Raw genomic sequence first — 19,735 nt, forward strand, 5'->3', positions numbered from 1 at the left:
GGGCTTGTCTGACGTCAATTATTCTGGCCGGTCGGCGTCAATTACTTTGGCCGGTCGGTGATGGATGATCTTCGTCAGTGTCTCGCTTGTGGGTCTTCTTCCGGTAGCTCTCGCCGCTGAGTTCGATGACGTGGGCGTGATGGATTAGCCGGTCGATGGCGGCGACATGACCCTGTCCCGTGCTTTGGCTGGAGGCATGACCGGTGGGCCTGGTTGGGCTCCGGGATCGACCTCGGTCCTAGCCGGTGGCCAGTCCGGGGCGCTTGATCTTGCCCTTCGGCAGATCGCCCTGCCTTCCACCGGTGAGTCCAAACGGTCGCCTTGGCGGCCGGCTTCACAGGTCCTCCACCTGGCGCTGGCCCTGCTCTGGCACCCGCTCGATCCCGCCTGTCTGCTCGAGTTTCTGACCCATCCTGTCAGCCCCGTGCCGGCAATTCTGCGTCGCCCGCACTCCGTTGCCGTGGCCGAGCGACCGGGCATCGGTGGCCAGGCGTGGCTCGATGCACTCGAGCGTTTTCGCCGCGACGCGGTGGTTCGGGCGGGCGGCGACGGGCGCGCGGCCATGCCCATCGAGGAGGCGGTGAGAACATGGCTCGAAGTCCCGCGTCACGATTCGGCTTCGGGTGCGGCCGTGGACCCGGCGCCTCGGGTCGTCTGGTGGGACTTCTGCAACCACGAACCTCCGGGCCGAGATCGATCAGCTCAGGGCCGAAGGGGCCGAACTGATGCCAGTCGACCGGCGCCTCGAACACGACGCCGAGACCTGGCTTCTGCCGGTTCTGGCCGCGGGGCGCCAGTTGCTGTGCGTGACACCACGCCGCCGCGGTGATGAACCGGTGGCCGACCATCCCCTTGCCGATCGGATCCGGGCCGTACTGGGCGAGAGCGGCCTGACCACGGTGGACGTCGACCGTCTGCTCGAGGATGGGACGCCGCACCCCTGGCTCCCGGTGCCGACCGAGGCCATCGATTATCGGCCCCTGCCGGTGCCCCGGCGGTGGTGGTCGCTTGCCGGCCGGCCCGGCATTGCTGTCCGCGAGGTCGAGTCGTACTCGAGCCTGCAGGCCTTCTTAAACCATCCGCATCAGTGGGTGCTGGAACACGTCGCAGCGCTGTACCCCGGCCGTCTCGCGGACCCGGTGCTGGGTAATCGCCAGAAGGGCGTGTTGCTCCACCGCCTGGTCGAATGGCTGTTCGGGGCACCGGATCTCGATTGGCGGGGCGCCGACCGCACCGCCGTGCGCCGGTGGATCGACCGCCGCTTGCCGGAATTGCTGGAGCGGGAGGGCGCAAACCTGCATCTGCCCGGCAGGCAACGCGAGGCGGAGGAACTGCGCTGGGTCGCCGAACGAGCGCTGTGGACCCTGCTGCAACACCTGCACAGCAGTTCGGCCACAAGCGTGCGTATAGGGGAATCGGTGCTAGGGAGCTTCAGTGGCGGCCGTTTTACCGGCAGGATCGATCTGCTGGCGGTGGATGCCAATGGGCACGAGGCAGTCGTGGACCTGAAGTGGAGTCGTGCCAAGGCGCGCTGCGAGGAACTCCGCGGCGACCGGCAGCTGCAACTCGCGATCTATGCACAGCTTCGCCAACAGGTCAGCGGCCGGTGGCCCGACGAGGGCTACTTCGTACTGAACGAGGCACGGCTGCTTGCCCAGAGCGCCCGCCGTTTCCCCGACGCGGTGATCTGCGATGCGCCCGGTACCGCGGGCAGCCCGGCCCTGTGGGCGGCATTCGAGAAAACCTGGCACTGGCGTCGGGGGCAACTCGACGCGGGCCGGATCGAGGTCAATGCGCCCGGTACCGAGCCCGACGACGAGGGCGTACCGCCGGTGGATGGACTTCCGGTCGCTTCCGAGCCAGACCGGCTCGACATTTACCGGGCCCTGACGGGCTGGCCAGAAGGGAGCTGAGCGCACGATGCGGATCAAGGCCGTCCATTGCCGCCGGTACCGGGGCCACTCCTGGGGCTTCTCTTCCCGGTGGCCGCGGGTGGACCGGTCCACCCGGGGAACCCGCCGCAGGGGGGAATGCAGATGAACATCCGCTTCATCAGCGCCGGGGCGGGAAGCGGCAAGACCCACCGGCTGACCGAACTGCTGGGCGAACTGCTTACGCAGGGCCGGGTGCGGCCGGGGGGCGTGATCGCGACCACCTTCACCCGCAAGGCTGCAGGCGACCTGGTGCAACGGGTACGCCAGCGTTTGCACGCCGAGGGGCGCCACCGCGACGCGATGTGCATCGCCCAGGGCCGGATCGGCACCGTCAACAGCGTGTGTGGGGAACTGCTGTCGCGCTATGCGTTCGAGGCCGGGCTGTCACCTCGGGTGCAGGTGATGGACGAAACCGACGCCCCCGTGCTGTTCGCGCAGGCGCTCGACCAGGTGGCCGGCCCGGCACAGATCCGGGCACTGAACCGGCTGGGATGGCGCCTGGGTCAGGACGACTGGCGCGAGACGGTGCGGGATTTGGCCGAACTGGCCCGTGCCAACGGTCTCGCGCCTGGCGAACTGGCCGTGCACGCGGAACGCAGCATCGCGGGTCTGCTCGGCCACTTTCCCGCGCCCGAGGCCGGCACCCCCGACCAGGATCTGCTGCAAGCTGTGACGGAGTCGCTTCGGAGCCTGTCCGCCGAGGGGGACGCCACGCAGAAGACCCGCCATGAAGTGGTCTACTTGTAGCGGGTTCATGCGGCGTGAATTTCCGCCATCGGTAGGTGCAGCACGGTCAGGGTCCGGATATCCGCACGCTGGCTGGCGTGTTGCACATCGATGCCCACGAGCACGCCGTCATCCGCGTAGTCCAGCACGACGCCGAATCGGAATCCGTCGACGTGCGCTCAGAGAGGTGGATATAGAGCGAACCCGTCACAGTATCGTAGGAAAGTTTCATGGTTCGAATCTCCTGTCCGGAAATGCGTTGTGGGGCGTGATGCCGTCGGCCAGAGTGACCACGCGCAGATATTTGCCCAGGTCCTCCACGTAGATCCACTGTCGGATCCGTCCGTCTTCCGGCTGAACTTCGCGGCGCACCGGGTGAGCCAATGCAGCCAGGCGCCATTCCAGGCGCAGATAAGGGCGCTTGGTGAGTGCGTCGTTCCGAAAGTTCTCGGTCATCGGATGCGAGGACATGGGATGATGCTACGCCCATCGGAGCGGAAGGCAACCCGGCGAGCGTGTTCTGCGACCGCAAGCTTGCGGCGGGAGACGAGGGACCTCGAATTGGACAAGACTCGTCGGCAGGAGAGCAGACGATGATGCAGGAGCACCGGTTCACCGTTCGTTTCGATACCCCGGTATTCCTCGGTAACGCCGAGCAGGCCGGGCAGTGGCGCACGCCTCCGCTCAAGGCGTTATTACGCCGATGGTGGCGGGTCGCCGCGGCGCTGGCCCGCAGGGTGAGCGCAGCGAATAATCCAGGCGGCGTGGGGAGGACTGACGCCGTGTGGATCGCCACGTCCCGCCACGCTGCGCTCGCGGCTAAAGGCTTCGCTCCTCGTGATGACGCTGGTTACGAGCCGGCCGTTCCAGCTTGCGGAGCATCCGTGATAATCAGGTTGGCGGCTGGGGGTCTGGTGGTGTGCAAGGCGAAACGAGGGCAGGATTGGTGTCGACTATTGAACAGGGTGCCAGGAATGAGGCGCGGCGCGAGAGGTGCGCTGGCCGCTGGCTGACGGCATGATCAGGATCGACGGTACGATGGGGGAGGGCGGTGGGCAGGTGCTGCGCACTGCGCTGTCGCTGTCGGTCCTGACCGGCAAGGGGATTCACCTGGTTCGTATTCGCGCGCGGCGCGACCGACCGGGGCTGGCCTTTCAGCATCGCATGGCGGTGCACGCCGTAGGCCAGATCAGCGGCGCCCGTATGGAGGGCGTGCGCGTGGGATCGGTAGAGCTCCGGTTCGAACCCGGCCCAATCATCCCCGGAGAGTACCGTTTCGATATCGGTACCGCGGGTGCTGCCAGCCTGGTGCTGCAGACCGTGCTGCTTCCGCTCGCGGTTGCTGAAAAGGCCTCGCGCATCACCGTGACCGGCGGTACTCATGTGCCGTTCAGCCCCTGTTACCATTACCTGGACTGGCATTGGCGGGTGCTGATGACGCGCATCGGTGTGCCGTTTGCTCTCGAGATGCCGATGGCCGGGTTCTATCCGCCCGGAGGTGGCGTGTTGCACGCTCAGATCGGCGGCGGTGCCCGGGTCGTTGCGGCGCACTGGCTGGACCGCGGGCCTCTGGTTCGGATCCGCGGACTGTCCGCGGTGGCGCTGCTTCCGGACGAGATCGCCGAGCGCCAGCGCGTGCGGGCGCTCGGCGGACTCCGGGCCCAGCGCTGCCCGGTCGAGATCGAGGCGCAGCGGCTGCCTGCGCAGTCGCCGGGCACGGTGCTGGTGCTGTTGGCGGAGTTCGAACGGTCTCAGGCCTGCTTCTTTGCGCTCGGCGCACGTGGCAAGCGGGCCGAGCGGGTTGCCGATGAGGCCGTGGAAGGGCTGCGGCGGTTCCTGGCGACCGATGGTGCAGTGGACCCATGGGCCGCGGATCAGTTGCTGCTGCCGCTGGCTCTGGCTTCGCAGCCTTCGGCGGTGCGGACCGCCGAGGTGACCCGGCACCTGCTGACGCAGGCGGAGCTGATCCCGCGGCTGCTGCCGGTCCGGATCGAGGTCGACGGCCGGCTCGGTGAGCCGGGGACCGTTCGGGTCTGTCCCTGAGCGGTATTCGGCTGGAGAACGGCAACGCTCATGAAACCCCAGTTCCAGACCCACCTGGTCAACGGCACCACCGGTGATCCGGTGCTCTACGTCGACTTCCTGTTTCAGCGCCGTGCGCTGCTGTTCGACCTCGGCGAGATCGTGGCGTTGTCGCCGCGCCAGGTGCTGCGCGTCACCGATGTGTTCGTATCGCACACGCACATGGACCATTTCATCGGCTTCGACACGATGCTGCGGCTGATGCTGGGGCGTTCGAAGCGACTGCGGCTTTTCGGGCCGCCGGACTTCCTGGACCGGGTCGCGCACCGGCTGCTCGGCTACACCTGGAACCTGGTGCACAACTTTGCGGTGGAACTCGTGATCGAGGCGGTCGAACGGTGGCCGGACGGCGAGCTGCGCCGGGCCCGGTTCCGGTCTTCCCGCGCATTCGCCCGTGAGGAAATGCCTCCCGCAACGGCCTCGGACGGCGTACTGCTCGACGAGGACGACTTCCGGGTACGGGCTGTGCCACTGGATCATAACGGGATCGTCTCGCTGGCGTTCGCGCTGGAGGAAAAGGCGCACCTGAACGTCTGGAAGAACCGGCTGGACGAACTGGGGCTGCCGACCGGCCCATGGCTCACCGAACTGAAGCGGCGAGTACGCCGGGGCGACGCAGACGACACGGCGTTGACGATCCGCTGGCGTGACCGTCACGGGGAGCACCAGCGGATAGAGCCGTTGGGCCTGTTGCGCCGCGAGGTGCTGCGCGAGGTGCCGGGACAGACGATCGCCTATGTGGTCGACGCCGTTTTTCATGATGCCAACCGGCGCGCGATCGTGCAGCTCGCCCGTTACGCCGACCGGTTCTATGTCGAGGCCCCGTTTCTGAACGAGGCCGCCACACGTGCGGCGACGACCGGCCACCTGACGGCCGGGCAGGCCGGGCGACTGGCGCGCGAGGCGGGGGTGAAACGGCTGATCCCGTTTCACTTCTCGTCCCGGCATACCGGGCAGGAGGCTCTGATCGAGGAACAGGCGATGACCGCATTCGCCGGCGGAAAGGCTTGACGCGACGACACGGGGCGCGTGGCCACGATGGTTTCGCCGCAGAGATCAGCGTTCCAGCAGGCGGCGCATTCCCGGCTCGTCGAGGAAAGTGATGGTATCCCCCTCGACCCGGATCAGCCCCTTTTCGCGGAGCTTCGACAGGGTCCGCGACAGCGTTTCGGGCTTCATCGACAGGCGCGACGCGATGACCTGCTTGGGAACGTTCAGGTCGACCCGATCGGGGCCGGTGCGTTCCTGTTGCAGGAGGTAGGTGATGAACCGGTAGTTCGCGTTGTGCAGGCTCAGTTCGTCGATCTCCCGCACCATCTGGTGCAGGCGCCGGCTCATCGTCCCCAGCAGTTGCAGGGTTAGCTCCGGGGATTCCCGCAATAGCCCCAGGAACGCCTCGTTGTCGAACGCCAGCAGCCGGGTCTCGCTTAGGGCGCCTGCGCTGACCGGGTAGCTCTGGTGCTCCATGAACATCACCGCCTCGGCGAACATCGCACCCGCGTGCAGCACGTCGATCACCTTCTCCTCGCCCTCGCGGGACAGCAGAAACAGTTTTACCGAGCCGACGCAGATCAAGAAGAAGTAGCGCGCGGGGTCGCCCTGCGTAAACAGTGTGTCCCCCGGTGCAAGGTGGAATTCGCGCATCGATTCGCGCATCCGGGCCAGTTGTGCATCGTCCAAAGGTTCGAACAGGTGCACCTGTTGAAGCGGGTCTTCGGCGGACATCGGCCTCTCCTTCGGCGGTGTTCGGACCGTGATGGCGGCGGCTTTGCGGGACAAGGCTGGATGCGGTCCGGAGGCTTAACGGTACCGGTTCCAAAACCCCGAAGCTAGCAAACGACGGAAGGGGTGCCCAAGGTCGTCGGTCGAACATCCGGCAGGTCACGGCCCGGCAGTGTCGGGACCGCCGCGTTGGGTCGTGGGCATCCGGGTGGGGTGCGCACCCGCCCGTTCGATCGCGTTCAGTGCGTGCCTGTAGCGCGTCAGGGCATACACCAGGTTCAGCCACAGCAGCAGGCTGGAACCGCCGAAGGCGAACAGGGCCGGGTAGAACATCCAGGGCAGCCAGAACGTGGCGAGACCGGCAGTGACTGCCACGGCGTGTGTCAGGAACTGTGTACGCTGCAGCAAGGCCGGGATGGCGTCGTGGAGGTTGGGAATGCGCACCCCGCGCATGCCCGTGCGCACTTGCACCCGGTTCAGGTGAAGCCAGACCAGGAAGGGCACGATCTTGTACAGCATGCCGTTCACCACCGAGACCGCGAATCCGGACAGGAACAGCCACCCCAGCGCCAGTCCGAGAGCCGGCTGGGACACCAGTCCCGGTACGGCTTGCGCTGTGCCCCAGAGGACGGTGGCACCCAGCAGTGCACCCATCGCCAGACGCCAGAAATCCAGCGTCACGTCCGGCAGCCTGCGCCGGCGTTGGGCAAGAACGCGAAGCGTCAGCAACGCGAATGCCGCGGTCCATGCCGCGATCCCGGCCTCGAGCATCCGCTCGGGAAGGGCCGGCGGTGCGCCCGCGGACGCGATCCGCAGGATCGTGTAAGAGGCCAGCAACATGAACAGCGCCGGCGCCTGGACGTGAACGAAGGCACGCGGATACGGCGGCGTGATCTGGAACATCGGTACCACGTGCACGGCCACTGCGGCAACCAGCAGGGCGATCCAGCCGAACAGCCCCCAGGCGAGGTGCACGTCGGTCAGGTGGCGGGGCAGCCCGAGCCCGAAACCCATGTGCCCTGCCGCGATCCACAAGCCGAGCAGGGTCGCGATGCCCAGCGCCAACAGCGCCAGCGTGACCGTGAGCGCAGCCGCGTCGCGCACTCCGGAGCGCACGAGGCCCGGCAGCGTCATTGCCATGAATCCGATCACCGCGGCGGGCAGCAGCGCGGAGCCCGACCGGACAAGCAGGGGTTCCGTTCCGGCAAGTCCTGCGGCGAGTGCAGCGGTACCGGCGGCCAGCAGCGCGAGGATCAGCAGGCCGCCGGTGCGGGTCTGCGCCGGTGGGGTGCCGAGCAGCACCGGCAGAAGCTGCTGGAGCGCCCCGAGCATGGCGGTCGCGACGTAGCCGATCACGAGCAGGTGTACCGGGCCGAGCAACCCGGGCATCCAGCGTGACTGCAGGTTTTCCGGGCCCAGCCATGCCAGTGTTACCGCGAACGCCACCCCGAACAGCGGCGCCGTGACCAGGAACTGCACCGGCACCCACAGGGGAGGCGTGGCTTCAAGAGCCAGCGCCGGGCTGTTCATTCCGGACCGCGTCTGGGACCGGTCCATCGGCTCGCCAGATCAGGATCTCGAACGGCACCTCCAGCCTATGGCGCACCGTGTGGGCGAAGCCCATGTCCTTCAGGATCGGATAGAGCGGATAGGGATCGCGACGGTGCAGCATGCGCAGCAGGTCGCCCGGTGCAAGTTCGGGGAGCCGGTCCAGCACCTGCTGCATCGGCTCCGGAGGCGGCAGGTCGCGAACATCGAGGCGGATCTCCACGGATCAGGTTCCCATGCCGGTCATCCGCTCGATGAGTTCCGCCGACTCGTTGTCGAGTGCGCGCCCGGCCATCGGATACAGCACCTGCTCTTCCTTCAGGTTGTGCTGTTGGATCATCATCAGCAGGGTCTCGGCCGTCCCGAGGCCGGACCGGTGATCACCGTTCGCGACGGCCTGCGCGAGTTCGTCCATGAGGCCGCGCATCTGGTCGTGCTCCATCTTCATTGCGCGGGTGGGTCCGTCGCGCATTCCGGTCACCGTTTCGAAGCGGGGGAACAGCACCGCTTCCTCGCGCTGGAAATGGCGTTTCATGTCGGCGATGAACCGATCGCAGGCGGAACGTGCCCCGTCGCGGTTGCCGGTAGCGAGTGCGCTCTCCATCTCCGTGTACGCCCGGTCGCAGGAACGGTGGTCGTCGGTAAGAAAGGCCTGGATTCCAATCATCGGGTGCTCCCTGAGGCGGCGAAGCCGACCGTAGCAGGAACCGAGTCAACTGCACTTGACCCGGGTCAAGAGCCTGCGGGTTCCGGCCCGGCAGGGGCCGCCCTGCGGCGCTCGCGGACAGCCTGCACGAGTTGTTCCAGCAAGGTCACCGAGTCGTCCCAGCCGATGCTGGGATCGGTGATGCTCTGGACGCATGCGAGCGGTGTGCTGGGACCGGATCCTGGCGTCCTGCGACCCGAAGGGACGGAACAGCCAGTGATATGGATCAATGCTTATGTAGGCTTTCCGGCCTAGCATGTCCGGGTCGGGTGGCTGTCGGTGCCCGTCGCTTCGCATTCAACCGAAAAGGCAGGTGGTGGAATGGGCAAGACGGGTGAACTGTCGATCGGGGCGGCCCTCACCGGTCGGCGCGAAACGGGACGCTGGCCGGCGTGGATGGATTTCATGCAGAGTGCATCAGGGCTGTTCCTGGCGCTGTTCTTGTGGGTGCACCTGTTCGCGGAGGCCTCGATCCTGCTCGGCAAGGACGCGATGTACCGGGTCACGATCTTCTTCGAGGGTTACTACTTCCTCGGTGACACCTACCCGATCATCATCACGCTGTTCTCGGCCTTCATCCTCGCGATCGTGCTGCTGCACGCGGTGCTCGCGGTGCGCAAGTTCCCGAACAGCTACCGGCAGTACCGCGTGCTGCGCGACCACATCAAGGTGATGCGTCACGAGGACACGACGCTCTGGTGGGTGCAGGTCTACACCGGGTTCGTGCTGTTCTTCCTGGTGTCGGTGCACCTCTACACGATGCTGTCGCAACCCGCGAACATCGGCCCGTACGCCTCGTCGGACCGGGTGGTCGGCGAGTGGATGTGGCCGCTGTACCTGCTGTTGCTGATCACCGCCGTCGTGCACGCGGCGGTCGGCATGTACCGCGTCGGCGTTAAATGGGGGTGGCTCCCCGCGCGTGATCCGGGTCTCGGGCGGCGGCGGCTGAAGTGGGCGACGCGCGGCTTCATCGTGTTCTTCATCCTGCTCGGTCTCGCTTCTCTGAGCACCTACATCCGGATCGGCCTCGACGAGCGCGAACCCGGTGAGCGCTACGTACCCACCTGGCAGCGCGACCTGCCGGCTGCCCACGGATCCCGGGAGGTACTGCCATGAAGGTCGTGTACACCGACGTACTGGTGATCGGCGGCGGTCTCGCCGGCCTGCGCACCGCGGTCGGCGTGCGCCGGCGCGGGCGGGACGTGCTGGTGCTGAGCCTGGTTCCCGCCAAGCGCTCGCACTCGGCAGCGGCGCAGGGCGGGATGCAGGCCAGCCTCGGCAGCAGCGCCATGGGCGCCGGCGACAACGAAGACGTGCACTTCGAGGATACCGTCCGCGGTTCGGACTGGGGCGCGGACCAGCGCGTGGTGCGCATGTTCGTGAACACCGCGCCGAAGGCGATCCGGGAACTGGCGGCCTGGGGTGTGCCCTGGAACCGGGTCGCGCGCGGCAGCCGCGAATCGGTGGTCAATGCGGAAAGGATCACGATCACCGAGTCGAACGAGGCGCACGGGCTGATCACCGCGCGCGATTTCGGCGGCACCAAGAAATGGCGCACCTGCTATACCGCCGACGGCACCGGCCACACGATGCTGTACGCGCTCGGTGACCAGACCATCGCGCACGGGATCCCAGTGCTCGAGCGCCAGGAGGCGCTGGCGCTGATCCACGACGCGGGCCGCTGCCACGGCGCGGTGGTGCGCGACCTGATCACCGGCGAACTGACGGCCTACGTCGCGACCGCCACGGTGATCGCGAGCGGCGGCTACGGGCGCATCTACCGGGTATCCACCAACGCGATCATCTGCGAGGGCACCGGCGTCGCGCTGGCGTTGGAGACGGGCGTGGCGCCGCTCGGCAACATGGAGGCGGTGCAGTTCCACCCGACCGCGATCATCACCGCCGGCATTCTGACGACCGAGGGCTGCCGGGGCGACGGCGGTGTGCTGCGCGACGTCGACGGCCACCGCTTCATGCCCGACTACGAGCCGGAGAAGAAGGAACTCGCCTCGCGCGACGTGGTGTCGCGGCGCATGACCGAGCACATGCGCAAGGGCAAGGGCGTGCCGTCGCGCTACGGCGAGCACCTGTGGCTGGACATCACCAACCTCGGCCGCGCGCACATCGAGAAGAACCTGCGCGAGGTCAAGGATATCTGCGAATACTTCCTCGGCATCGACCCGGTCGAGCAGTGGATTCCGGTGCGCCCGACTCAGCATTACTCAATGGGCGGCATCCGCACCGACCACACCGGCCAGAGCCAGGGACTGAAGGGTCTGTTCGCCTGTGGCGAGTCGGCCTGCTGGGACATGCACGGCTTCAACCGGCTCGGCGGCAACTCGGTCGCCGAGACCGTCGTTTCCGGAATGATCGTGTCCGAGTTCGTCGCCGACTTCTGTGAAACCGAAGGCGGCGCCGGCCTTTCGGTCGCACTTGTGCGCGAATTTCTGCAGCGCGAGCAGGCTCGGCTCGATCGACTGTTGCACGGCGGCGGCAGCGAGAGCGCGAACGAACTGCGCACCCGGATGGAGCAGGTGATGATGGACCGCGTGGGCATTTTCCGCACCGGCGAGGAACTGGAACGGGCGGTCCGCGAACTACAGGAGCTGCTACTGCGCAGCCGCAACATCGGCGTGCGTTCGCGGGTCCGGGGTGCGAACCCGGAACTCGTCGCCGCCTACCGGGTGCAGAAGATGCTGAAGGTCGCACTCTGTGTCGCCCAGGGGGCGAGCCTGCGTACCGAGAGCCGCGGCGCGCACTTCCGGGAGGATTACCCGCAGCGCAACGACCGCGACTGGCTGAAGCGCACGCTGGCGACCTGGCCATCCGAAGACGACACTCTGCCGACGATCGGCTACGAGGAGATCGACGTGACGACGATGGAACTGCCGCCCGGCTTTCGCGGCTATGGCGCGCGCAACCACATCGAACATCCCGATACCGGGGCACGCGTGGCCGAGGTCGAACGGATCCTCGACACGATGCCGGAAGCCGACCGCTTCGCGCGCCAGTCGGCGTTGATGGAATACGAGTCGCTGCTGCCCGAGAAATACCGCGGGCGCAACGAACGTCTGACGGAGCGGCTGCGATGAGCACGAACGCGGGGAGCCCGCCGAACGGGGAGGGCACTGGGCGCCGGCTGCAGCTCCGGATCCTGCGGTACAACCCGCAGGATCCGGACAGCCGGCCGCACCTGCAGACTTTCGAGGTCGACGAGGCGCCGAACATGACGCTGTTTGTCGCGCTGAACGACATCCGCGACCACCAGGATCCGTCGCTGCAGTTCGACTTCGTCTGCCGGGCCGGCATCTGCGGCAGCTGCGCGATGCTGATCGACGGCCGCCCGGGACTGGCCTGCCGCACGCTCACCGGCAATCTCGGCGAACGGATCACGCTGGCGCCGCTGCCGTTCTTCGAGTTGATCGGCGACCTGTCGGTGAACACCGGCAAGTGGATGCGGCGGATGACCGAGCGCCTCGAGGCCTGGGTGCATGCGCAGGAGGATGTGGACCTGCGCCGGCTCGAGGAGCGGATGGAGCCGGAACTCGCCGAGCAGATCTACGAACTCGAGCGCTGCATCGAGTGTGGCTGCTGCCTGGCCGCCTGCGGTACCGCACGCATGCGCAAGGATTTCGTCGGCGCGGTGGGGCTGAACCGGATCGCGCGCCTGCGGCTGGATCCGCGCGATGGGCGCAGCGATGCCGAGTACTACGAATTGATCGGCGACGACGACGGGGTGTTCGGCTGCATGTCGCTGCTCGGCTGCGAGGACGTGTGCCCGAAGAACCTGGGCCTGCAGACCCGGATCGCCTACATGCGCCGCAAGATGCTCCGCGCAGCGGTGTTCCCCGCCTGAACCTTGCACCGGTGACCTCGCAGCCCCGCATCGTGCCCAGCTTTCGTGGCGCAGGCCTCCCGGACGACGAAGATTCCCCCGCTTGGGGGCGCAGCGCGTGAGATTCCCGCCAACTCTCATGCTCGTGGGCGTCAGGCCCCGAGAGCATGATAACGGGCGACGGATGAACCCGGAAACACGACGAAAAGACTCTGAGTACGTTTCATTTTCCGTCGTATCCGTGTTCTTCCGGGGCCACGGTTTTTCGTCAAATCAACGCCCTATGGATCGCCCCGGCGCTCTGTTCCTCGAGATGATGAATCAGTCGGCGTTTTCCTAGGGCACTGCTGGGTGTCGCCATGGGTCCGGTCAGCCCGGTGCCAGGATCAGTGCGGCCAGCGGCGGCAGATCCAGGCGCAGGGTATGCGTGAAACCGCGAAGCGGGCGGGCCTCGGCCCGGGCCTGCAGCGAGCCGCGCGAGCCGCCGCCGTAGAACTCGGAGTCGGTGTTCAGACGGACCGTCCAGAGACCGCCGTGAGGTGCGGGAATCGCATAGTCCTCGCGCGGAACCGGGGTGAGGTTCAGCACGACGATCATCTGCGAATCGCCTCCGCGGCGCAGAAAGCTGAGCACGGAACGGCTGGCATCGTCGCAGTCGAGCCAGGCGAAGCCCTCGGGTTCGAACTCGGCGGCATGCAGCGTGGGCTCGTTCCGGTACAGGTGATTCAGGTCGCGCACCAGCGTGGTCATGCCCTGATGCAGCGGGTACTGGAGGATGTACCAGTCGAGTTCGCGGTCTTCGCTCCACTCGGTGCCCTGGCCGAACTCCTGCCCCATGAACAGCAGTTTCTTGCCGGGGTAGGTCCACTGGTACGCATACAGCAGGCGCAGCTGGGCGTGCTGCTGCGACTCGTCGCCCGGCATCCGTCCGCGCAGGGTACGCTTGCCATGTACCACTTCGTCGTGCGAGAAGGGCAGCACGAAGTTTTCCGTGTAGGCATACAGCATCCCGAAAGTCAGCTGGTTGTGATGGTGCCGGCGGTGGATCGGATCCAGCTGGAAATAGGCCAGCGTGTCGTGCATCCAGCCCATGTTCCATTTCATCGTGAACCCCAGTCCGCCGGTCTCCGGCGGCCGGCTGACGCCGGGCCAGGCGGTCGATTCCTCGGCGATCATCAGAACGCCGGGGTGGTTGCCCTGGATGGTACGGTTCAGTTCGCGCAGGAACGCGATTGCGTCGAGGTTTTCGTTGCCGCCGTACTCGTTCGGGATCCAGTCGTTGGCCTGGCGCGAGTAGTCGAGGTACAGCATCGAGGCCACCGCATCGACGCGCAGGCCGTCGATGTGGAAGTCCTCGATCCAGCACAATGCGCTCGACAGCAGGAAGTTGCGAACTTCCGAACGCCCGTAGTTGAAGATCAGCGTGCCCCAGTCACGGTGTTCGCCCTTGCGCGGGTCCTCGTGCTCGTAGAGTGCGGTGCCGTCGAAGCGGGCCAGAGCGAAAGCGTCCTTCGGAAAATGCCCCGGCACCCAGTCCAGCAACACGCCGATCCCGGCCCGGTGCGCGCTGTCGACCAGGTGGCGGAAATCGTCGGGCGTGCCGAATCGCGACGTGGGGGCGAAGAAGCCGGTGCTCTGGTAGCCCCAGGAGCCGTCGAACGGGTGTTCGGTCACCGGCAACAGTTCGATATGGGTGAATCCACGGTCGCGCACGTAGGGGATCAGTTCGTCGGCGAGTTCGCGGTAGCCGAGGAAGCGGCCAGCGACCCCGCGCTTCCAGGATCCGAGATGCACCTCGTAGATGCTCATCGGCCGGTGTTTCCACGCGTTCGGGGCGCTGCGCCGCTGCAGCCAGGCGTCGTCGCTCCATTCGTATCCCCGGCTGGCGAAGACGCGGCTCGAGGTGTTCGGGCGCATCTCGAAGAATGCGCCGTACGGGTCGCTTTTCACGAAAATCTGGCCGGACTCGCGGTTGCGGATCTCGAATTTGTACAGTGCGCCGTCGGGCAGGCCGGGGATGAACAGTTCCCAGACGCCGCTGCCGCCGTGCACCGACATCGGGTGGCTGCGGCCGTCCCAGTGGTTGAAGTCACCCACCACGCTGACGCGCTCAGCGCCCGGTGCCCAGACCGCGAAGCGGACGCCCGGGATGCCATCGCGAACTTCCGGGTGGGCCCCCATCATGCGGTGGGCATGCCAGTGCCGCCCCTCGCCGAACAGGTGCAGGTCGAACCCGGAAATGTGCGGTGGAAAGCTATAAGGGTCAACGGCCTGAAACGTTTGGCCGCCACCCTCCGACCAGAGGATCGTCGGATGCAGGGGGCAGTCCGCCAGGGCGCCGGTCCAGGTGAACAGGCCGGGCAGGTCGGGGCTCGGGGTCATCGGTTCGCGGTGCAGAGCATCGGCCCCGCCACACAGCAGCCAGGCCTCGCGTGCGCGCGGCAGGAAGCTGCGACAGCAGACTGTCTGGTGGTCCACTGCGTGACGTCCCAGCAGCCCGTGTGGATCGTGCCAGCGGGCGGTGCCGAGGCGGGCGATCGGATCGCCGGGAGGACGGATGCAATTGTGCAGGGCTGTTGTCATACTGACGGCCACTCACCTGGGGGTCTTCAACGACGATACCGGTAGACTGATGACCCGGTCCAGTTGGGTGCGGGCAATGATACAACCAAAGGACGCAAGGGTTACCGTATGAATCGCCAACCGCAACGCTTCGTCAGCCGGCTGACCCGGGAAACCCTCGCGCTGATTCTCGCGGGGGGGCGGGGTTCGCGGCTCAAGCACCTGACGCTTTGGCGGGCGAAGCCCGCGGTTCCGTTCGGCGGCAAGTTCCGCATCATCGATTTCCCGCTGTCCAACTGCATCAACTCGGGGATCCGCCGAGTGGGCGTGCTGACCCAGTACAAGGCGCATTCGCTGATTCAGCACATCCAGCGCGGCTGGAGCTTTCTGCGCGGCGAGTTCGGCGAGTTCATCGAGCTGCTCCCGGCTCAGCAGCGCATCGAGACTTCCTGGTACGCGGGAACGGCCGACGCGGTGTACCAGAACATCGACATCATTCGCCAGCATGCCCCGGAATATGTGCTGATCCTGGCCGGCGACCACATCTACAAGATGGACTACGGCCAGATGATCGCCTACCACGTCGAGACTGGTGCCGACATGACCGTGGGCTGCCTGGAGGTGGACCGCGAGCATGCGCGTGCCTTCGGCGTGATGGCGGTGGATGGCGACGGGCGGGTGACCGATTTCCTGGAGAAACCCGACGATCCGCCGGAGATGCCGGGCAAGCACGGGGTCTCACTGGCGTCGATGGGCATCTACGTGTTCAACACCGCGTTCCTGTTCGAACGCCTGATCCGGGATGCCGACAACAGCCGATCCAGCCACGACTTCGGCAAGGACATCATTCCGGACATCATCGATCGCTATCGGGTGATGGCCTATCCGTTCCGCAACGGCAAACAGGGGGATCAGGCGTACTGGCGCGACGTCGGCACGATCGACTCCTACTGGCAGGCGAACCTGGAACTGATCGGCGTGACCCCGGAACTTAACCTGTACGACAGCGAGTGGCCGATCTGGACCTACCAGGAGCAGTGGCCGCCCGCGAAGTTCGTTTTCGACGACGACGACCGCCGCGGCATGGCCATCGACTCGATGGTTTCGGGCGGCTGCATCATTTCCGGCAGTACGGTGCGGCACTCGCTGCTGTTCTCGGACGTGCAGGTCGGTACGGGTTCGGTCGTGCAGGACTCGGTGGTGCTGCCCAGCGTGCACGTCGGGGAGGGGAGTCGGATCCAGCGCTGCGTGATCGACAAGGGCTGCCGCATTCCGGATCGCATGGAGATCGGGCTCAGCGACGAGGACGACGCCCGGCGCTTTTACATCTCGCCAGGTGGAGTGCGGGTGGTCACGCCGGAGATGCTCGGGCAAGTTTCGCGTTATGTCCGCTGAAGCGCCGGCGGCTCCCGAGCCGGCGGGCGGGGAATCGGCAGCGAAGCTCGACGTGGTGCTGTGCTGGCACATGCACCAGCCCCAGTATTTCGAGCGGGAGCGGGGAGTCTACGGATTGCCCTGGACCTATCTCCATGCGATCAAGGACTACTCGGATATGGCCGCACACCTCGAGGCGGCACCGGACGCCCGCGTGGTGGTGAATTTCGCACCGATCCTGCTCGAACAGATCGACGACTACGCGCGGCGCATCCGGGCCTTTCTCGATCACGGCGAGCCGATCCCCGATCCGGTGCTGGCGCTGCTGACTGCCGATGCCGTGCCCGACGACGCCGCGGCCCGCGCCGAGATCATCCGCGTCTGCCTGCGGGGCCATGCGCCGCGGATGATCGAGCCGATCCCGCTGTACCGGGCGCTGGCCGGCATCGCGCAACGCGCACAGGACGATCCCGTGCTGCTGCGACACCTGGACGCGGGCTTTTTCCTGGATCTGGCGACCTGCTACCACCTGGCCTGGCTCGGCGCGGCGGTGCGGCGCGAGCGGCCGGAAGTGCAACACTGGCTCGCGCAGGAACAGGGATTCGAACCGGGCACCCGGCGCGAGCTGCTGGAATTGATCGGCGAGGTGATCGCCGGCATCATCCCGCGCTATCGCAGCCTGGCCGAGCAGGGGCGGATCGAATTGTCGTTTACGCCTTATGCGCACCCGATCATGCCGCTGCTGCTCGACATCGAATCCGCCCGCGAGGCGATGCCCGACGTGCGGCTGCCGCAGTATTCGGGTTACCCGGGCGGCGAGGACCGTGTGCGCTGGCACATCGAGCGCGGGCTCGATGTATTCCGCAAGTATTTCGGCTTTGCCCCGGCCGGGTGCTGGCCGTCCGAGGGCAGCGTCAGTACCGCGACGCTGCGGCTGCTCGACGAGTACGGGCTGTCCTGGACCGCCAGCGGGCAGACGGTGCTGGCGAACAGCCTCGCGGCGCTTCCGGGCACCGACAAGGGCCCGCACGACGGCTGGCTGCATCGGCCGTACCGGCTGGAGGGAAGCGAGATGCTCGCGTTCTTCCGCGACGACGGGCTGTCCGATGCGATCGGTTTCCGCTATGCCGACTGGCATGCCCGGGACGCGGTCGAGGATTTCGTTCACCACCTCGAGAATATCGTCGATGCGCCACCTGTCGGCGGTGTGGTGTCGGTTATCCTCGATGGCGAGAATGCCTGGGAGTACTATCCGGACAACGGCTTCCATTTTCTCGAGGGTCTGTACGCCCGCCTGTCGGAACACCCCCGAATCCGTCTCTGTACCTTTTCCGACGTGCACGCCCGCTGCGCCGGGCAGGGCCCGGAACTGCCATCCGTGGTCGCCGGCAGCTGGGTCTACGGTACCTTCTCCACCTGGATCGGCGACCCCGACAAGAATGCCGGCTGGGACCGGCTGATCGAGGCCAAGCAGGCCGTGGACACCGCGCTGCGCCAGCACCCGGAGCTGAACCGCGATGCCCTGGCCGAGCCGCTGGCGGTCTGTGAGGGTTCGGACTGGTGCTGGTGGTTTGGTGGCTACAACCCGGCGGGGTCGGTCAGCGATTTTGAACTGCTCTACCGGCAGCACCTGGCAGCGCTGTACCGGCGCGCCGGTCTCGCCGTGCCACCCGCGCTGTCGCTCGTGCTTTCCACCGGCGGAGGCGAACCGGATACGGGCGGCACGATGCGGCGCGGGCAGGCGCACTCGTGAGCGTGCCCGGGGCGCCGGTCAACCGGCTGCTGGAGAAGCGCAGGTCGGGCATTCTCCTGCACCCCACGTCGCTGCCCGGGCCTGGCCCGGTGGGGCGGTTGGGCGATGAAGCGCGGCGGTTCGTGGACTGGATGGTGAGCGCCGGGTTCAGCGTCTGGCAGATCCTTCCGGTCAATCCGCCGCAGCAGGGCGGTTCTCCGTACGCGTGCATCTCGGCCTTCGCGGGTGATACCCGGCTAATCGATCCGGGAATGCTCGTCGAGGCCGGATGGCTGCCTCCCGGGTCGGAGCGCTGGCCACTGGGACAGGCGCTGTCGGAGGCCCGGGCGGCACTGATGGCCGACGGAGGCGACGACTGGCAGGACTACCTTCGGTTCTGCCACGATCAGGACGACTGGCTGGACGATTTCGCGCTGTTCGTCGTGATCAAGCGGCTCGAGAGCGGTCGGCCCTGGTGGCAGTGGCCGGAGCCGTTGCGCGACTGGTCGGCCCGCCGGCTGGAGCAGCTTAGGGCCGAGATGCCCGAGGCGCTGGATGCGGTGCGTTTCGGGCAGTTCGTCTTTTTCCGGCAATGGCGCGCGCTGCGCGAGTATGCCAATGCCCGCGACGTCCTGCTGCTCGGCGACATGCCGATCTTCGTGGCGCACGACTCCGCTGATGTCTGGGCGCACCCGGACGATTTCGATCTCGATGCCAAAGGCCAGCCGAACACCGTGACGGGTGTGCCGCCCGATTATTTTTCGGAGACCGGGCAGCGCTGGGGCAACCCGCAATTCCGCTGGGGCCGGATGAAAGAGGCGGGCTACGCATGGTGGCTGCGCCGTATCGAGTGGGCGCTGGCCGGTGTCGACGCGCTGCGGATCGATCATTTCCGGGGCTTCGAGTCCTACTGGTCGATCCCGGCCAGCGAGCCGACCGCGATCGCGGGGCAATGGGAGCCCGGACCCGGTGCCGACTTCTTCGAGGCCCTGCTCGCGCGCTTCGGTGAACTGCCGCTGCTGGCCGAGGATCTGGGCGTGATCACGCCCGAGGTGACGGCTTTGCGCGATCGCTTCGGCCTGCCGGGGATGATGATCCTGCAGTTCGCGTTCGACGGAGGAGACGACAACCCCTATCTGCCGCAGAACCACGTCCAGTGCGGGGTCGTCTACACCGGCACGCATGACAATGACACCACCGTCGGCTGGTTCGAGGCGCTGGAGCCGGAGCGCCGCGCGCATGTGCTCGAGGTGCTGGGCAATCCCGCCGAGCCGATGCCCTGGGCGCTGGTGCGGGCGGCACTGACCTCGCCGGCGCAGGTCGCGATCATCCCGATGCAGGATGCCCTGGCCCTGGATGGCCGCCATCGGATGAACACCCCGGGAACGAGCGATGGCAACTGGACCTGGCGGTTCGACTGGTCACAGGTGCCGGACAGGCGCGCGGAGGAACTGCGCCAAATGAACGAGGAAGCTGGCCGTATTCCCGCGGTGTGAAACGGTGGGCGAGACCCC

Annotated in this window: 19 protein-coding genes; 10 read left to right on the forward strand and 9 right to left on the reverse strand. The window is 66.8% G+C overall.

The features are described from left to right. Positions 1-37: 37 nt before the first annotated feature. The gene (locus TVNIR_RS21235) at positions 38-157 is read right to left on the reverse strand and encodes an ATP-binding protein (protein ID WP_418081349.1); all 120 of its coding nucleotides are present in this window, start codon (positions 155-157) and stop codon (positions 38-40) included. 177 nt (positions 158-334) lie between these two features. Beyond that, positions 335-610, reverse strand: a complete 276-nt coding sequence (locus TVNIR_RS05830) for a hypothetical protein (protein WP_043739438.1) — start codon at positions 608-610, stop codon at positions 335-337. 115 nt (positions 611-725) lie between these two features. Between TVNIR_RS05830 and TVNIR_RS05835 the strand changes: the two genes are divergently transcribed. Further along, positions 726-1,913 carry a PD-(D/E)XK nuclease family protein gene (locus TVNIR_RS05835; protein WP_015258062.1) on the forward strand — a complete coding sequence of 396 codons (1,188 nt, stop codon included), beginning with the start codon at positions 726-728 and terminating at the stop codon, positions 1,911-1,913. 123 nt (positions 1,914-2,036) lie between these two features. Continuing rightward, positions 2,037-2,681, forward strand: coding sequence for a UvrD-helicase domain-containing protein (locus TVNIR_RS05840; RefSeq protein WP_169794291.1), 645 nt, complete (start codon positions 2,037-2,039; stop codon positions 2,679-2,681). Positions 2,682-2,686: 5 nt separating this feature from the next. Here TVNIR_RS05840 and TVNIR_RS21005 read toward each other — a convergent pair whose 3' ends face one another. Further along, a complete protein-coding gene (locus TVNIR_RS21005; RefSeq protein WP_015258064.1) occupies positions 2,687-2,809 on the reverse strand; it encodes a hypothetical protein in 123 nt (40 codons plus the stop codon). Between the two features lie 79 nt (positions 2,810-2,888). After that, positions 2,889-3,131 carry a hypothetical protein gene (locus TVNIR_RS05850; protein ID WP_015258065.1) on the reverse strand — a complete coding sequence of 81 codons (243 nt, stop codon included), beginning with the start codon at positions 3,129-3,131 and terminating at the stop codon, positions 2,889-2,891. Positions 3,132-3,677: 546 nt separating this feature from the next. On the opposite strand from TVNIR_RS05850, the gene rtcA reads away from it, so the two are divergent. Further along, complete coding sequence (rtcA, locus tag TVNIR_RS05860; RefSeq protein WP_043740274.1) at positions 3,678-4,703, forward strand: RNA 3'-terminal phosphate cyclase; 1,026 nt, start codon at positions 3,678-3,680, stop codon at positions 4,701-4,703. 30 nt (positions 4,704-4,733) lie between these two features. Next, on the forward strand, positions 4,734-5,753 hold the full coding sequence (locus TVNIR_RS05865) for a ribonuclease Z (protein ID WP_015258067.1): 1,020 nt from the start codon (positions 4,734-4,736) through the stop codon (positions 5,751-5,753). Between the two features lie 45 nt (positions 5,754-5,798). Here TVNIR_RS05865 and TVNIR_RS05870 read toward each other — a convergent pair whose 3' ends face one another. The 4 genes from TVNIR_RS05870 to TVNIR_RS05885 form a co-directional block, all read right to left on the reverse strand. Further along, positions 5,799-6,467: a Crp/Fnr family transcriptional regulator gene (locus TVNIR_RS05870; RefSeq protein ID WP_015258068.1), complete on the reverse strand. Its 669-nt coding sequence runs from the start codon at positions 6,465-6,467 to the stop codon at positions 5,799-5,801. A 156-nt stretch (positions 6,468-6,623) separates the two neighbouring features. After that, positions 6,624-7,994, reverse strand: a complete 1,371-nt coding sequence (locus tag TVNIR_RS05875) for a hypothetical protein (protein WP_058933124.1) — start codon at positions 7,992-7,994, stop codon at positions 6,624-6,626. After that, on the reverse strand, positions 7,969-8,235 hold the full coding sequence (locus tag TVNIR_RS05880; RefSeq protein ID WP_015258070.1) for a DUF2249 domain-containing protein: 267 nt from the start codon (positions 8,233-8,235) through the stop codon (positions 7,969-7,971). Before TVNIR_RS05880 ends, TVNIR_RS05875 begins: the two co-directional genes overlap by 26 nt. A gap of 3 nt (positions 8,236-8,238) precedes the next feature. Beyond that, a complete protein-coding gene (locus tag TVNIR_RS05885; protein ID WP_015258071.1) occupies positions 8,239-8,679 on the reverse strand; it encodes a hemerythrin domain-containing protein in 441 nt (146 codons plus the stop codon). Positions 8,680-9,039: 360 nt separating this feature from the next. Between TVNIR_RS05885 and TVNIR_RS05890 the strand changes: the two genes are divergently transcribed. The 3 genes from TVNIR_RS05890 to TVNIR_RS05900 are packed head-to-tail and all read left to right on the forward strand — an operon-like array spanning position 9,040 to position 12,574. After that, positions 9,040-9,834, forward strand: a complete 795-nt coding sequence (locus TVNIR_RS05890; RefSeq protein WP_043739442.1) for a fumarate reductase cytochrome b subunit — start codon at positions 9,040-9,042, stop codon at positions 9,832-9,834. Continuing rightward, complete coding sequence (locus tag TVNIR_RS05895) at positions 9,831-11,810, forward strand: fumarate reductase flavoprotein subunit (RefSeq protein ID WP_015258073.1); 1,980 nt, start codon at positions 9,831-9,833, stop codon at positions 11,808-11,810. The genes TVNIR_RS05890 and TVNIR_RS05895 overlap by 4 nt, the downstream gene beginning before the upstream one ends. Then, a complete protein-coding gene (locus tag TVNIR_RS05900; protein ID WP_015258074.1) occupies positions 11,807-12,574 on the forward strand; it encodes a fumarate reductase iron-sulfur subunit in 768 nt (255 codons plus the stop codon). The genes TVNIR_RS05895 and TVNIR_RS05900 overlap by 4 nt, the downstream gene beginning before the upstream one ends. A 348-nt stretch (positions 12,575-12,922) precedes the next feature. Here the strand turns inward: TVNIR_RS05900 and glgB are convergent, their stop codons facing one another. Continuing rightward, a complete protein-coding gene (gene glgB / locus TVNIR_RS05905; protein ID WP_043739444.1) occupies positions 12,923-15,136 on the reverse strand; it encodes a 1,4-alpha-glucan branching protein GlgB in 2,214 nt (737 codons plus the stop codon). A gap of 108 nt (positions 15,137-15,244) precedes the next feature. Here glgB and glgC point away from each other — a divergent pair, with 108 nt between their 5' ends. The 3 genes from glgC to malQ are packed head-to-tail and all read left to right on the forward strand — an operon-like array spanning position 15,245 to position 19,717. Beyond that, entirely contained in the window at positions 15,245-16,510 is a 1,266-nt protein-coding gene (gene glgC, locus TVNIR_RS05910) for a glucose-1-phosphate adenylyltransferase (RefSeq protein WP_015258077.1), read from the forward strand. Beyond that, positions 16,500-18,242, forward strand: coding sequence for a glycoside hydrolase family 57 protein (locus TVNIR_RS05915; RefSeq protein ID WP_043739445.1), 1,743 nt, complete (start codon positions 16,500-16,502; stop codon positions 18,240-18,242). The genes glgC and TVNIR_RS05915 overlap by 11 nt, the downstream gene beginning before the upstream one ends. Next, the gene (malQ, locus tag TVNIR_RS05920) at positions 18,239-19,717 is read left to right on the forward strand and encodes a 4-alpha-glucanotransferase (RefSeq protein WP_015258080.1); all 1,479 of its coding nucleotides are present in this window, start codon (positions 18,239-18,241) and stop codon (positions 19,715-19,717) included. The genes TVNIR_RS05915 and malQ overlap by 4 nt, the downstream gene beginning before the upstream one ends. Positions 19,718-19,735: the final 18 nt, after the last annotated feature.

It is taken from the genome of Thioalkalivibrio nitratireducens DSM 14787, assembly GCF_000321415.2.
Taxonomy (GTDB): domain Bacteria; phylum Pseudomonadota; class Gammaproteobacteria; order Ectothiorhodospirales; family Ectothiorhodospiraceae; genus Thioalkalivibrio; species Thioalkalivibrio nitratireducens.